This window comes from Bradyrhizobium sp. cir1, assembly GCF_014198245.1.
GTDB lineage: Bacteria > Pseudomonadota > Alphaproteobacteria > Rhizobiales > Xanthobacteraceae > Bradyrhizobium.
The window spans coordinates 542,927-557,155 of sequence record NZ_JACIHE010000001.1; the positions used below are offsets into that span (position 1 = coordinate 542,927).

General features: G+C 65.0%; 16 protein-coding genes. 10 read left to right on the plus strand and 6 right to left on the minus strand.

Annotation, left to right across the window (positions count from 1 at the left end):
- The first annotated feature begins 55 nt into the window (after window positions 1-55).
- From GGD63_RS02635 to GGD63_RS02655, 5 genes are all read left to right on the plus strand, one after another.
- Complete coding sequence (locus GGD63_RS02635) at window positions 56-1,054, plus strand: acyl-CoA desaturase (RefSeq protein ID WP_183239330.1); 999 nt, start codon at window positions 56-58, stop codon at window positions 1,052-1,054.
- 138 nt (window positions 1,055-1,192) lie between these two features.
- Window positions 1,193-1,435: a hypothetical protein gene (locus GGD63_RS02640; RefSeq protein ID WP_183239331.1), complete on the plus strand. Its 243-nt coding sequence runs from the start codon at window positions 1,193-1,195 to the stop codon at window positions 1,433-1,435.
- Window positions 1,436-1,807: 372 nt separating this feature from the next.
- Window positions 1,808-2,848: a PrsW family glutamic-type intramembrane protease gene (locus tag GGD63_RS02645; protein ID WP_183239332.1), complete on the plus strand. Its 1,041-nt coding sequence runs from the start codon at window positions 1,808-1,810 to the stop codon at window positions 2,846-2,848.
- 69 nt (window positions 2,849-2,917) lie between these two features.
- A complete protein-coding gene (locus GGD63_RS02650) occupies window positions 2,918-3,496 on the plus strand; it encodes an HdeD family acid-resistance protein (protein WP_183239333.1) in 579 nt (192 codons plus the stop codon).
- Window positions 3,497-3,730: 234 nt separating this feature from the next.
- On the plus strand, window positions 3,731-4,816 hold the full coding sequence (locus GGD63_RS02655; protein WP_183239334.1) for a 3-deoxy-7-phosphoheptulonate synthase: 1,086 nt from the start codon (window positions 3,731-3,733) through the stop codon (window positions 4,814-4,816).
- 54 nt (window positions 4,817-4,870) lie between these two features.
- On the opposite strand, the gene GGD63_RS02660 is transcribed toward GGD63_RS02655, so the two are convergent.
- The 3 genes from GGD63_RS02660 to epmA are packed head-to-tail and all read right to left on the minus strand — an operon-like array spanning window position 4,871 to window position 7,324.
- Window positions 4,871-5,125, minus strand: coding sequence for a hypothetical protein (locus GGD63_RS02660; protein ID WP_183239335.1), 255 nt, complete (start codon window positions 5,123-5,125; stop codon window positions 4,871-4,873).
- Window positions 5,126-5,168: 43 nt separating this feature from the next.
- Window positions 5,169-6,263, minus strand: coding sequence for a lysine-2,3-aminomutase-like protein (locus GGD63_RS02665; RefSeq protein ID WP_183239336.1), 1,095 nt, complete (start codon window positions 6,261-6,263; stop codon window positions 5,169-5,171).
- Window positions 6,260-7,324, minus strand: coding sequence for an EF-P lysine aminoacylase EpmA (epmA, locus tag GGD63_RS02670; RefSeq protein WP_183239337.1), 1,065 nt, complete (start codon window positions 7,322-7,324; stop codon window positions 6,260-6,262). Before epmA ends, GGD63_RS02665 begins: the two co-directional genes overlap by 4 nt.
- 162 nt (window positions 7,325-7,486) lie before the next feature.
- On the opposite strand from epmA, the gene efp reads away from it, so the two are divergent.
- The 3 genes from efp to GGD63_RS02685 all read left to right on the plus strand — a co-directional run bounded on the left by efp (window position 7,487) and on the right by GGD63_RS02685 (window position 10,755).
- On the plus strand, window positions 7,487-8,053 hold the full coding sequence (gene efp / locus GGD63_RS02675; protein WP_183239338.1) for an elongation factor P: 567 nt from the start codon (window positions 7,487-7,489) through the stop codon (window positions 8,051-8,053).
- 24 nt (window positions 8,054-8,077) lie between these two features.
- Window positions 8,078-9,700, plus strand: coding sequence for a M23 family peptidase (locus GGD63_RS02680; RefSeq protein WP_183239339.1), 1,623 nt, complete (start codon window positions 8,078-8,080; stop codon window positions 9,698-9,700).
- 146 nt (window positions 9,701-9,846) lie between these two features.
- The gene (locus GGD63_RS02685; protein WP_183239340.1) at window positions 9,847-10,755 is read left to right on the plus strand and encodes an amino acid ABC transporter substrate-binding protein; all 909 of its coding nucleotides are present in this window, start codon (window positions 9,847-9,849) and stop codon (window positions 10,753-10,755) included.
- A gap of 98 nt (window positions 10,756-10,853) precedes the next feature.
- On the opposite strand, the gene GGD63_RS02690 is transcribed toward GGD63_RS02685, so the two are convergent.
- Window positions 10,854-11,357, minus strand: coding sequence for a cupin domain-containing protein (locus tag GGD63_RS02690; RefSeq protein WP_183239341.1), 504 nt, complete (start codon window positions 11,355-11,357; stop codon window positions 10,854-10,856).
- 21 nt (window positions 11,358-11,378) lie between these two features.
- The gene (locus GGD63_RS02695; protein ID WP_183239685.1) at window positions 11,379-11,846 is read right to left on the minus strand and encodes a carboxymuconolactone decarboxylase family protein; all 468 of its coding nucleotides are present in this window, start codon (window positions 11,844-11,846) and stop codon (window positions 11,379-11,381) included.
- Window positions 11,847-11,900: 54 nt separating this feature from the next.
- On the opposite strand from GGD63_RS02695, the gene GGD63_RS02700 reads away from it, so the two are divergent.
- Window positions 11,901-12,419, plus strand: coding sequence for a MarR family winged helix-turn-helix transcriptional regulator (locus GGD63_RS02700; RefSeq protein WP_183239342.1), 519 nt, complete (start codon window positions 11,901-11,903; stop codon window positions 12,417-12,419).
- A gap of 131 nt (window positions 12,420-12,550) precedes the next feature.
- Here GGD63_RS02700 and GGD63_RS02705 read toward each other — a convergent pair whose 3' ends face one another.
- Entirely contained in the window at window positions 12,551-12,802 is a 252-nt protein-coding gene (locus GGD63_RS02705) for a hypothetical protein (protein WP_183239343.1), read from the minus strand.
- A gap of 146 nt (window positions 12,803-12,948) precedes the next feature.
- On the opposite strand from GGD63_RS02705, the gene GGD63_RS02710 reads away from it, so the two are divergent.
- On the plus strand, window positions 12,949-14,178 hold the full coding sequence (locus tag GGD63_RS02710; protein WP_183239344.1) for a lytic murein transglycosylase: 1,230 nt from the start codon (window positions 12,949-12,951) through the stop codon (window positions 14,176-14,178).
- The last annotated feature ends 51 nt before the right edge of the window (window positions 14,179-14,229 follow it).

Genomic DNA, 14,229 nt, shown 5'->3' on the forward strand with positions numbered 1-14,229 from the left:
GTGTGACCCAGTACGTCCGCAATCAGTGCGGGCCTTAAGTATTGGAACTCCCGGAATGTCCATCGCCGAGTCCGCCCCGGCTGAAATCGCGAAAGCCACCGTCACCGCGGCCAAGCCGCAGCTTCCGCCCGGCGTCGTCACTGAAGGCCCGCTGGTTCAGGCCAAGCTGCGCGAGAGCTATCTCCTGCTCGGCATCCTCTATGTCGGCGCGGTCGCGGGCATCGTCTGGGCCGTCACGCAAGGCGTCGGCAAGGTCGAGCTGTTTACGTTCGTCTGGATGTTCGCGCTGACGACCTTCGGCATCGGCGCCGGCATGCACCGCCTGTTCGTCCATCGCAGCTTCCGCACCGGGCCGATCATGCGCGTCTTCTTCTGCGCGATCGCCCAGATGGCGGTGCAGGGCTCAATCGCCAAATGGGTCGCCAACCACCGCCGCCACCATCTCTACGCCGATGACGTCGGCGATCCCCACAGCCCGCAATTCGACGGCTTCGGCAATCGCTATGCCAGCGCGCTCAAGGGCTTCCTGCATGCCCAGGGCAGCTGGGTGTTCGACCAGGCAACCACCGACAACGAGTACTATGCCAAGGACATCCTCGCCGATCCCATTGCGATGTTCTTCGTGCGCACGCGCTGGGTCTGGTACGGAATGTCGGGCGTGTTCATCCCTGGCGTGATCGGCTACACCTTCGGCGGCGTGCACAGCATGATCGGCTGCGTGCTGTTCTCCGGCCTGCTCCGCGCCTATCTGCTGATCCTCACCAGCCAGCTCACCGGCTCGGTCTGCCACGCCTACGGCTATCGCCGCTTCGAGGTCGACGACGCCTCGACCAACGAATTCGTGACCACGATCCTCACCTTCGGCGAGGGTCTGCACAACAACCATCACCGCTTCCCGCGGGACGCCTATATCTCGCACGCCTGGTGGGAGATCGATCTCAACGGCCTGATCATCCTGGGCCTGGAAAAGATCGGTCTCGTCCACGACGTCTTCCACGCCTCGCACCGTCAGCTGGAGCGGGCCGAAGCACAGGCGGCCTCGACGGCGCGCTGAACCGACAGGCGGCGGCCGCGCGTTGCGGCCGCCTTGCCTCCGCTTCGCCGCCCTATCGCGGCCCCATTGCGGGATCAGCTTTCGACGGTCCGTGCCGCATGCCGGACGTCATTTGCGGACTTGCGATCGGGGGACCGGATGCCAGTCAACAAGATCACTTGGGACAGGGTCGGCCGGGTCACAGAGCCTGGCCGCTACATGTACACGTTTGGCTGGCTCACCATCACCGCCGACGATCTCGAGATCTGGAAGCAATACCCGAGCGCCGCCTTCACCCTGCTCGCGCACCATGCCGAGGAGGACGCGTCCATCGGCGAGGAGTTCCATCTCGGCGCCTTCGACATCGCCCCCGAAGCGCCGCCGCCATTCACCACGCACTGAGGACTGGGAGCAGGTGCGGGCCCGCCGGATCGCATCGCCACCGCGCGGCCGCATCACGAAGCGTGGCTAGGCCGCTTCGCTTCCGCGTCGCCTCTGGACTCGGCGTCAGGGCGCGTGCATCGTGAATCGAAGAAACCTGCGCATTCCCTTGATCTGACTTGCCAATTCGCACCCCGGCCGCGAAGCGCCGCCTTTGCCATTGATGGCGAAGCGATTCTGTCATGCAATTGATTGCGCTCGTATTCTAGACGTGGCGGCCCTGATGAACGGCGGCTGCCACGCGCGTTAAGCGAGGCGACAGCAAGCGCATGACACATGGTCGCATCGGGAGAACGTAGATAAGCGGACCAAGGGAACCTATTTTCGGCGCCGATGTACCTGATTGAAGCGTTACCCACCGTCATCGGAACTGCCGCCATCGCCCCGGCGCTGCTGATGCTCTGGCTCGTCATTGCCGCCGAGGAACGCCCTGGCCCGCCGGCCCAGGTCTGGACCGCGTTCCTGTTAGGTGCAGCCAGCATTTCGCTGCTGGGCCTCGCCCGCGCCCCCTTCGCCAAGATGGTCGCGGCCCCCGACAATCCCTGGGCGGCGCTGGCCATGCATTCGATCTTCGGCGTCGCGCTGCCTGAGGAAGCCGTCAAGGTGATCGCCATCGTGCTGGTCTCCTCGACCAAGCGGCGGACCTTTGCCAATCCGATGGACACCGTGGTCTATGGCGCCGCGGTCGGCCTCGGCTTCGCCGCCTACGAGAACCTCGCCTATCTGGTCCAGCATGCCGAGATGTGGCGCTCGCTGGCCGCCTTGCGTAGCGTGCTGACGGTGCCGTTCCACGGCGCGCTCGGCATCATCGCCGGCGCCTACCTGACCATCGCGCGGGCCGGCACGGCACTGGGCGCCAACCGCCACCACCGCGACTGGGCCCGCCTGTCCAGCCGCCTCTTGATCTTCGCCGGCCCGCTCGCCCTGCATTCGGCGTTCGACTTCCCGCTGCTGACGCTCCAGCGCATGCCTGATCTCGATCCCGCCTTGCGGATGTGGCTGGGTGCGGCGAGCCTGCTGGTCGGCTTCAGCTCGATCGCCTTCGCCATTCGCCTGGTCCGGCGCGTCGCGCGCCATCACGCGCCGCGAACCGACATCGCGCGGGAGCGGCTCAGCCAGCTGCGCCGGATGTGGGCGCTGCTGCTGGCCGGCGGCGGCGTCGGCTTCCTCGGCCTCGCCTTCGTGCTGACCTCGATCCATCACTGGCTGATCAACCCCGAGCGCAATCTGACGCTGGCGCTGATTCCGATCGGATTCGTCTCGATCCTGCTCGGCCTCGCGCTTCTGATTGTCACGATCGCGATCTACATTCTTGGCCGCAACCGCGTTCGCACCAGCGGCGAAGGTTTTTCGTCTGCGCACGGCGGCGGCTGAACCGCGGGATGGCGAGCACGCCGCGCGTATCCTAGATTGAGCGCAGACCTTTCGATCCGGAGCCTTCCGATGACATCGCCCGAGGATTTTTCACGTCTGCAGTCCGCGATGAGCGAGGCGGTGAAAGCGCATTGGAAGGCCTTCCTGTTCGAAGGCATCCTGCTCGCCGCTCTCGGCATCGCCGCGCTGATCCTGCCGCCGCTCGCGAGCCTTGCGACCGCGATCTTTCTCGGCTGGGTGTTCCTGATCAGCGGCATCGGCGGGCTGATCGTCACCTACTGGGCACGGACCATGCCGGGCTTCTGGTGGTCGCTGATCTCGGCTGCACTGGCCGTGCTCGCCGGCATGCTGCTGCTGGCCCGTCCGATGCAAGCCGTGCTGACGCTGACCATCGTGCTCGGCGCCTATTTCCTCGCCGAGGGCGTCGCCACCATCATGTACGCACTGGAGCACCGCCGCGAGCTCAGCGGCCGCTGGTCGTGGCTCCTGATCTCGGGCCTGGTCGACATCGCGATCTCCTTCATGGTGATCACGGGGCTGCCGAGCTCGGCGGAATGGGCGATCGGCGTCCTCGTCGGTATCAACCTGCTGTTCGGCGGCGCCACCCTGATCGGCATGGCGCTGGCGGCGCGCAACAGCAACACCTGAGGGCTCTCGTCGCCCGACAGGCCGATTGGGGGGTGACAAGGCGCCAACGGCACGCTATATGGCCTGCCATGATCACCGTCGCCACCAGCTATTTTTGGTACTTTAGCTACGACAGCTCGCTGGCGGCAGGAGGATCGCGCTCAATCTGAAATATTGAAGCAAACGTCCGAACAGCCGCCAGACCTGGCGGCTTTTTTATTGGCCGGCAGGTTCTAAAACAGACAGGAGCCCGCCGTGCTGAGCACGACTGACGATCTTCGTATCCGCGAACTGAAAGAGCTGAGCACGCCGGAAGAGGTGATGCGGGAGGTCCCGCGCACGCTCACGGCGACCCGTGTGGTCATGGCCGCGCGCAACGCCATCCATGCCATTCTCACCGGCCAGGACGACCGCCTGCTGGTCGTGGTCGGCCCCTGCTCGGTGCACGATCCCAAGGCCGCGCTCGATTATGCCGAGCGCCTGACGAAGCTGCGCGAGGACCTCGCCGACCAGCTCGAGATCGTGATGCGGGTCTATTTCGAGAAGCCGCGCACCACCGTCGGCTGGAAGGGCCTGATCAACGACCCCGATCTCGACGGCAGCTTCGACATCAACAAGGGCCTGCGGCTGGCGCGTAACGTGCTGTCGGCCGTCAACAATCTCGGCCTTCCGGCCGGCGCAGAATTCCTGGACATGACGACGCCGCAATACATCGCCGACCTCGTGTCCTGGGCCGCGATCGGCGCGCGCACGACCGAGAGCCAGATCCACCGTGAGCTGGCTTCCGGGCTGTCCTGCCCGGTCGGCTTCAAGAACGGCACCGACGGCAATGTGCGGATCGCGGCGGACGCAGTGAAGTCGGCTTCGCATCCGCATCATTTCATGGCCGTCACCAAACTCGGCCGCTCGGCAATCGCTTCGACCGCCGGCAACGAGGACTGCCACATCATCCTGCGCGGCGGCAGCAAGCCGAACTACGATGCGGCGAGCGTTGCGGCCGCCTGCAACGAGCTGGCGAAATCCGGCGTCGCGCCGCTGGTGATGGTCGACGCGAGCCACGCCAATTCGAGCAAGAAGCCGGAGAACCAGCCGCTGGTGATGACCGACATCGCCGGCCAGATTTCCGGCGGCGAGAACCGCATCATGGGCGTGATGATCGAGAGCAATCTCGTCGCCGGCCGCCAGGACGTGGTGCCGGGCAAGCCCCTCACCTACGGCCAGAGCATCACGGATGGCTGCATCGACTGGGAAACCACGGCAAAAGTGCTCGAGCAACTCGCCGACGCGGTCGAAATCCGGCGTAACGCACAGCGCGCGGGACTGCACGAGCAGTCGGCCTGAGGGACGGCCAATGCGGGCGGGGCGATGCTGTTCGCGCCCTGCCCGCTATTGCAATCAGCAGCCGCGGCAGATGCTCTTGATCTTCTTGTCGAGCAGAGCGTCTTCCTTGTTCACGGGATTGTTCGGATCGCTCAGATTCTTCTCGCTCGGCACATCGCTGGCACGCGGCTGGCGATGACCGACGGGCGCCGGCAACACCGATCCGGAGGACGCACCGCTTGATGTCGATCCCTTGGAGCCGCCGGTCTGTGCAACCGCGGCGCCGCCGAGCAAGACCACAAGTGATGCTGTCAGCATGATCTTCTTCATGTCCGTTCCTCCATTCTCAAATCGGCGTCCATGCCATCATCACTCATGCCTTGGGCGGATAGAGATGAACGTCGCCGCAATAATCCACGATACGATAGCGCGTTTCCGATTCCGCTTCACGCGCCTCGCCTGCGGTTTTTTGCACCGCCAACACGTAATTCGGCCCGACCGGCGACTTGCCGGCGCCGCCGGGGATATCGATGACATAGTCAGGCTGACACAGTCCTGACACCCGTCCGCGTAGCTGCCGCATCAACTCCTGTCCCTCCGCCAGCGTCGTGCGCAAATGCGCAGTGCCCGGCGCCAGATCGCCGTGATGCAGGTAATAGGGCTTGATCCGGCATTCGACGAAAGCTCGCATCAAATCCGACAAAGCGGCCAGGTTGTCGTTGACGCCGCGCAAAAGCACGGACTGGCTGACCAGGGGAATTCCGGCATCGACGAGCCGCGCGCAGGCGGCACGGGCATCTTCCGTGAGCTCGCGCGCATGGTTGGCATGGAGCGCCACCCATGTGGTCGCGCCCGGAACCTTCAGCGCTGCGACCATCTCGTCGCTGATCCGCGCCGGGTCGGCCACGGGGACGCGGGTGTGAAGGCGGATGATCTTAACGTGATCGATTGCAGCGAGATCGGCCATGATCTCGCTCATGCGACGCGGCGACAGCATCAGGGGATCGCCGCCGGTCAGGATCACCTCCCAGATTTCGTCATGCGAGCTAATGTAGTCGATCGCGGCGCGATAGGCGCTGTCGGACAGCGCGTTCTCCTTGCCGGGCCCAACCATCTCGCGACGGAAGCAGAACCGGCAATAGACCGCGCAGACGTGAACCAGCTTGAACAGCACGCGATCGGGATAGCGATGCACGATCCCGGGAACCGGCGAATGCGGATGATCGCCGATCGGATCGGCGTTCTCCCCGGGGTGCATCTCCAGCTCCGCGGCGGTCGGAACGAATTGCCGCGCGATGGGATCGTCGGGATCGGAGGCGTCGATCAGCTCGACCAGCGCCGGCGTGATCGCGACCGCATAACGCGCGGCGACGCGCTCGAGCGCGGGCAGCGCCGCGGCGGGAGCGAGCTGCTCGGCCACGAGCTCGGCTGGCTCGCGCAAGGTGCGTGCAAGGTTGGTCTTCGTCATCTCTCGCTTAACGTTTCTTCTGCAGGCGGCGTCCACACCACCTGATCAATCCGTGTTGCGCCGCTCGCCAGCATCACCAGCCGGTCAAAGCCCAGTGCAACACCGCTCGCTTCCGGCATCTCGGCGACTGCGGCGAGAAAACCCTCGTCGAGCGGATAGGCCTCGCCATAGCGGCGCTGCTTTTCCGCCATCGATTCCGTGAAGCGGCGGCGCTGCTCCTCGGCATCGGTCAGTTCGCCAAAGCCGTTGGCGAGCTCGACGCCGCAGGCATAGACCTCGAACCGCTCGGCGACCCTGGGATCATCCGCCTTCACCCGCGCCAGCGCCGCCTCTGGAGATGGGTATTCGAACAGGATGGTCAAACGTCCCTGCCCCAGATGCGGCTCGACATGCTCGACCAGGATCTTGCTGAAGATGTCCGACCAGGTGTCGTCCCCGGCCACGCGGACTTTGCCGCCGGCCAATTGGGCGAGCGCGGCACGGTTACCCTCGCCGGCGGAGATTGTCGACAGCAGATCGATCCCCGCGAACCGCTCGAAGGCGCCCGCGACCGTCAGAAGCTCCGGCTCGGCAAAAGGGTCGGCGGTGCGGCCGCGGAAGGAGAACATCCCGATTCCCGTCGCCTGCGCCGCCCTTGCGATGACGGCGACCGTGTCGGCAATAATGGCGTTGTAGGGCTCACCGGCCCGGTACCATTCCAGCATGGTGAATTCGGGCAGATGCAGGTCGCCGCGCTCGCGGTCACGGAACACCCGGGCGAACTCGAAGATTCGGGGCTCCCCGGCCGCCAGCAGCTTCTTGCAGGCGAATTCCGGCGAGGTCCGCAAGTATCGGCTGACCCGGCTGCCATCGGGCCGCATGATCTCGGTCCGGGGGGCGTGCAGATGGGTCTCATTGCCCGGGGAGACCTGAAGGACCGAGGTTTCGACCTCGATAACCCCCTGCTCGGCGAAAAAGCCCCGTAAAGCTCCGGTCACGGCGCCCCTCGCCTGGAGGAATGGCCGCCGGTCGAGGTGCCTGCCGGGCGACCAGAATGGCGACATCGGCTTGTCCCCAGCCATTAACCGACCGCTCCGCAGTCCAGCAAAAGGCTGGCGTTCAACGACAAAATGCGTATGTTGCGGCCCGAAACGGGCGCCGAGGTCTGATTTGAGGCCCCAAGTCCCCCATCAATTTGACCACGTCCTGGCCGCAGCCGGGCCAAGCAAGCAGGAAATACAGCTTTGAGAGTCATCGCCAGTTCTATTCGCAAGGGCAACGTGATCGAGCAAGACGGCAAGCTCTATGTCGTCGTGAGCGCCGAGAACATCCATCCCGGCAAGGGCACCCCGGTCAGCCAGATCGAAATGCGCCGAATCTCGGACGGGGTAAAGATCTCCGAGCGCTACAAGACCACCGACCAGGTCGAAAAGGCCACCATCGAAGAGCGCAACTATACCTTCCTGTATGAAGATGGCGACGGCTTCCACTTCATGAACCCCGAGACCTACGACCAGGTCCAGGTCTCCAAGGACGTCGTCGGCGACGCCGCCGCGTATCTCCAGGAGAGCATGACGGTCAAGCTGTCGATGCACGACACCAACCCGGTGTCGATCGCGCTGCCGCAGCGCGTGACGCTGGAAGTGGTCGAAACCGAGCCCGTGACCAAGGGCCAGACCGCATCGTCCTCCTACAAGCCTGCGGTGCTGTCCAACGGCGTGCGCACCACCGTGCCGCCGCACATCTCGGTCGGCACCCGCATCGTGGTGATGACCGAGGACGGCTCTTACTCCGAGCGCGCCAAGGACTAAGCGAGGGGGCGAGGATCGGAACAGGTGCCGCCGGGGGACGAGACAGTGGGTAGGAAGAGTTTCCGCTTCGTCTCGCTGCTTCTGGCATCGCTGTCGCTCCTCCTTGCCGCTCCGCTGGCCGCGGACGAATTCCGCAGCCCCTCACTCACGGCCCTGCGCGTCGATTGGCGCGCAGCGCTCGACCAGCTCCGCGCCGAGATCAACAGCCGTCCCCAGATCGCCGGCGACTTCATCTTCATGCCCCGCCGCTCGGTGCCGCGCTACGATCCGCGTGCAACGCCGGCCCTGGTGCAGCTCAACGGGATCTCCTCGCAGTTCTTTACCGGCATTGCCCGCAGCGCCGTGCCCGTGCTGCTGCCGTTCGATGTTGGTGCCTACCTCGAGGCCCGGCGCAGTGGCGCGCCGTCGAGCCTGTCGACGTCGCGTTACCAGGCCGATTTCAATCCCGTCGATATGTTCGATTCCGGTCCCGCCGGTTACAGCGCGACCTTTTCGCTCGAACCTGGCGCCGGCGACGGCATGCCGTCGCGTGTCTTCGCAAGGCCGGTCGAGGTCCAGATCACCGGCTCGGCGCTGCTCTACGACATCGCCGATCCCACCGCCGGCAAGGGCGAGCCGGTCAAGCCGCTCGCGGCGACCTATCCGGACCTGCGCCGGTTCATCCGGGAAGGCTATGTCCGCTACGCCTTCACGCGCTTCGGCGTCGCCTATGTGGTCTCGATCCAGTGCCTCGACAGCGTCGCCAAACCGCGGCGGCTGGCCTGCAAGGAGGCCTATCCGGTTGCCGAGCGCTTCCTGAAGGCCCTGCGCATCGCCGGCGGCCAGCGCATGCGGCCGCTGATGGACGTCGCCTCCAACGTTCTCGATCGTCCCGCGGCGCGCTCACCAGATTTCAGCTATCGTCCGAGCGGCGACATCATCCCCAACACCGGCTATCGCAACAAGAGCGGCCGTCCCGACGCGATAGCCTATGCGCAGATCCGCTTCCCACTGGAGAAGGCGCCCGCTTTCGTACGCTCGCAGTCCTACGCCAGGCGCGACAGGAACGATGGCCCAACCGCCTATCCCTGGCGCGACAATTTCTGCGAGTCCCGCAGCTTCGAAGTCTGGCAATGCGCCGGCGGTTACGGCCATCAGGGCGAGGACATTCGTGCGGCCGAGTGCCCGCCGCCGGGCGAAGGCCGCGAACCCTGCGATCGCAAGCAGCGCGTCGTCGTCGCGGTACGCGACGCCGTCGTGATCCGCACCTCGAAGGACCAAGCCGCGACACTTCAGGTCAACAGCCGCAACGAGCACATCCGCTTCCGCTACATGCACATGAATCCGCAGGCGATGAATGCCGATGGCCTGCTCAACGGTCGCATCGTCGCCGAAGGCGAAAAGATCGGCATGGTATCGAACTATCTCGACCATCCCGCCGGCACCTCGATGCATCTGCATTTCGACGTCCAGGTGTTCACCCGCGACGGCTGGATCTGGGTCAGCCCCTACGTAACGCTGATTTCGGCCTATGAGCGCCTGATCCGCGCGCGCGGCCGCGAGATTGGCCCGGAGATCGCCGTCACGGCCCAGCCGGTGGCCCACGCGCTGCCGGAGGACGTGATCAAGCCGGACCTGCGTGAGGGATCGAGCAGCGAGGAGAATTGAGGCAATTAGCGCCTCACCGCGCAGCTCTCCGCCCCATGCGCGCGCAGACTGACCGGATCGACGTCAGGACCATCCCGAAGCATCGCGCCTTCTCTGGCCCCGGAATTGCTTGGCTCTCGCCAGGCAAACTGGAAGAAGGGAAGCACATGCGTTGTCTCACCACGGCGGTCGTTCTGGCCGTTGCATTCGCCGTGCCGGCTCATGCGGAGGAATTGACCGGCACGCTGAAGAAGATCAAGGACACCGGCGCGATCACGCTCGGCGTGCGCGACAGTTCCGTGCCCTTCAGCTATATCGACGAGAAACAGAAGACCGTCGGCTACGCCATCGACATCTGCATGAAGATCGTCGAGGAGATCAAGGCCGAGCTCAAGCTGGACAAGCTCGCGGTCAACGAGAACCTGGTCACCTCGTCCAACCGCATTCCGCTGATGGCCAACGGCACCATCGATCTCGAATGCGGATCAACCACCAACAACGCAGAGCGCCAGAAGCAGGTGTGGTTCACCAACACCCATTTCCTCACGGCGAGCCGCTTCGTGTCGAAGAAGGCTTCGAAGCTCGACCAGGTCGATGACCTCAAGGGCAAGGCCGTCGTCTCGGTCTCCGGCACGACCAACATCACCCAGCTCAACAAGGCCAATGCGGCCCGGTCGCTCGGGATCACCGTGATGAATGCCAAGGATGTCCCGGAGGCGTTCCTGATGGTCGAGACCGACCGCGCGGTAGCCTTCGTCATGGACGACATCCAGCTTGCGTCCATGATTGCCTCGGCGAAGGATCCGTCGCTCTACGCCATCAGCACCGGCGCTTTTTCCGATCCCGAACCCTACGGCATCATGCTGCGCAAGGACGACGTAGCATTCAAGGCCGTGGTCGATCGGGCCACCGCAAGACTCTACAAGAGCCCGGAGATCGAGAAGATCTACAACAAATGGTTCATGGAGCCGGTGCCGCCGCGCGGCCTGAACTTCCACGTGCCGATGCCGGTCTCGATGAAGAAGTCGTTCGAGCACCCGTCGGACAATCCCGATCCTGCGTCGTATGGGGGCTGACGAGAGAGCCCGCTGATGCGTAGCCCGGATGAGCGAAGCGACATCCGGGACTTTTACGACGACTGCCCCGGGTGCCGCTTCGCTCACCCGGGCTACAGTCAATCCAGATACGTAGTGAGCTGCGCGCCCTCGTCCGCGACGAACACCGCGATCAATTCCGCCGGCTCCGTCGCGCTCGCGTTCGCCGATACGAGATGCGTCGAGCCTGGCGGCTCGAAGAACGACTGGCCGACACCAAAAGTCACGACCGGACCGCCGCCGAGCTGCGAGCGGATCTCGCCTTTGGTGATGTGCGCGGTCACCGAACCCGCGTGGCGGTGCGGCCGCGAAAATCCGCCGGGACCGTAGAACACGCGCACGATCGTGACGCGCTTGCCCGGCACATTCGGCAAGGCGTAGGAGCCGATCGGCTCGACCTTGTCGAGCGGCGAACTCTCGGCCGCGGTGGCGCAGAGCGGCGCAAGTGCGCCGGAGACGGTGTCGATCGTCAGCGGCAGCGCCTTGCCGATTGCGAACGCGCAGGCGAGCCCTGTGACGACGGCGAGCACGGCCGAACGTGACAATGTCGGACGTTCCATTACAGAAAAGCTCATGGCTGTCATCGTGATCTCTCCTTCCTGCAATCAGGATGCTGCGGCCGGCCGCTTTGCAGGCGTCCAGCGAAACGCCGCGCCAAAACGGTTCCAGACATTGATCGAGGCGACCGCGGAGGTCAGATACGTCAGTTCCGTCTCGGAGAATTCGCGGGACGCTTCCGCGTAGACCTCCTCGCTGACGCCCTCGGGCAGACAGGTCAGCGCCTCGGCCCAGGCAAGAGCCGCCCGCTCGCGCGCGGAAAAGATCGGCGCCTCGCGCCAGACCGCGACCAGATGGAGCTTGTCGACGGGCACGCCGATGCGCTCCGACAACAGGACGTGATGCTGTACGCAGAAGGCGCAGCCATTGATCTGCGAGGCGCGCAGCTTGACCAGTTCGAGCAGCTGTTTGTCGAGGCCTGCCTTGGCCGCCAGCTGGCCCAGCGCCAGCACCAGATCATACAAGTCCGGCGCGATCCGCTTGAAATCCTCGTATTCGCTGCGGGCGTGTGACATCGCCATGAACCTCGTGTCATTATAAGAGCACTTACATTGTATAAGAGCTCTTACATGCCGCGCAAGACCGCTGATATCACGAGATCGAAAAACCGGGAGACGCCCCGGCCGATTGCCGTCCGCGTGCCCGCCCCTGGCGAAGGCAAGCGCGGCGAAGAGGGCTATCTCGGCTATCTCCTGCGCCAGGCCCACGCCGCGGTCCGCCTGACGATGGAGCGGACGCTCGCCGATCTCGGCGTCACGTCGCCGCAATTCGCGGTGCTGACGATGCTGAACGCCTATCCAGGACTATCAGGCGCCGACGTCGCCCGCCTTACCTTCCTGACGCCGCAGACCGTCGGCGTCATCATCCGCAATCTCGAGCGCGACGGCGCGATTGTGATGACGCCCCATCCGGTCCATGGCCGCATCCAGCAGTGGACACTGACGCCGCGCGGGGCGACGCTGTTGAAGGCCTGCCGGGAGCGGGTGATCGCGCTGGAGAGGCGCCTCGCACGTGATCTGGATGCCAAGGCGGAAACCGCGGTCCGGCGCTGGCTTGCCGGCATCGCCGCCGACTTGCAGGAGGACTAGACGGGCCTAGTCGCTGCCGCCTCCGACGCCGCATCACCCGCCGCCATCGGAATCCGAGAAATTGCCGGCGTCGCCGGCGCCCTGCATGCCGCGGCCAAAGTTCTCGGCGATGATCATCAGGATCACGACGCCTAATCGCCCTTCAACACCTTCTTGACCTCGCCGTCGGGCCACGTCTCGCCGGCAGCGATCACCCGGACTCGGCTCTGGTCCGTGCCATTCACCAGCACATGCGAACTTACCCGGTCGCCGCTTGGCTCCAGTCGCAAATCGGTCTCGGGCTTCCAGCTCAACGTGGTCGCGAGATCGCCGGGGAAGATCTGCCATCGCGATCCGTCGTCGAGCTCGACGACGTGGCTTTCCGCATGCGCACGTATCTTCATCCCACCTCGAATATTTCGATGAACAGACCATGTTCGGAGGGAATGCAGCAGCGCAACAGTTTGTTCCGGTGAACGCCGGCCGGCGCCTGGTCTTCGTGTTCCAGGAACCGTCCCACAGAGACCCTGTTTCCGGCTAGAATGTGCCCATGAACCACGCTGATTCCTCGCCCCGATACACCCGCCGCTCCCTGCTCCAGTCAACGCTCGGCGCAGCCGCTTTGCTGGCGCTCCCGATGCGCGTTCTCGCCGCACCTGCCGGCTTCGACGAATGGCGCGAGAGCTTTCGCGCACGCGCGCTGGCCAAGGGCATTTCGGCTGCGACCTGGCAGCGCGCGATGGCGCGGGTCGAGCCCGACATGAGCGTGTTCAAGCAGATGCGCAACCAGCCCGAATTCCACGAGCAGGTCTGGCAATACATCAACCGCCGCGTCTCGGACTGGCGCATCATCAACGGCAAGATCGCGCTGAAGAACAACGAGGCGCTGCTCGCGCGCATCGAGCGCGATTTCGGAGTCGAGCGCGGCACGCTGCTGGCGCTGTGGGGCGTCGAGTCCGCCTATGGCGATCCCTTGGTGCAGCAGAACCACATGACGCCGGTATTTCCCTCGCTCGCCGCGCTCGCCTGGAACGAGCCGCGCCGCAAGGCCTATTGGGAGACCGAGCTGATCAACGCGCTGCGCATCGTCGACAAGGGCTGGAGCACGCCCGAGGAGATGAAGGGCTCCTGGGCCGGCGCGATGGGGCACTCGCAATGGATGCCGGAAGTCTGGCTCAATGTCGGCATCGACTATGACGGCGACGGCAAGGTCTCACCGTTCGGCAAGCCCGACGATGCGCTGGGCTCGACCGCAAAATATCTCGTCAATCGCGGCAAGTGGCATCGCGGCGAGCATTGGGGCTACGAGGTGCGCGCGCCCGGTGACATGAGCGGCAGCCGGACCTATGCGGCCTGGCAGGCGGCGGGCGTCACCCGCGCCGATGGCCAGCCGTTTCCGCAGCCGAGTGCCTCGGCGCAGATGTGGACGCCGGTTGCGGGCGGGCCGACATTCCTGCTGGGGCCGAACTTCTACTCGGTGAAGAGCTACAATCCCTCGATGAACTACGCGCTGGCGATCTGCCATCTCGGCGACCGCTGTCTCGGCGCGCCGCCCTTCATCCAGCCCTTCCCCGGCTCCGAGCGCACGTTGACACTTGCCGAGGTGCAGGAGATGCAGACACGCCTGACCAAGGCCGGTTTCGACACCGGCGGCACCGACGGCCGCGTCGGCAACGACACGATGAAGGCGATCAAGGATTTTCAGCAGCGCGCCGGGATCACGCCGGCCGATGGCTATGGCGGGCTGAAGGTGCTGGCGAAGCTGCGGCAGGGATCGTAGGCCGACCCCCTCCCCTGCCGTCATTCCGGGGCGCGCCACTTGGCGCGAACC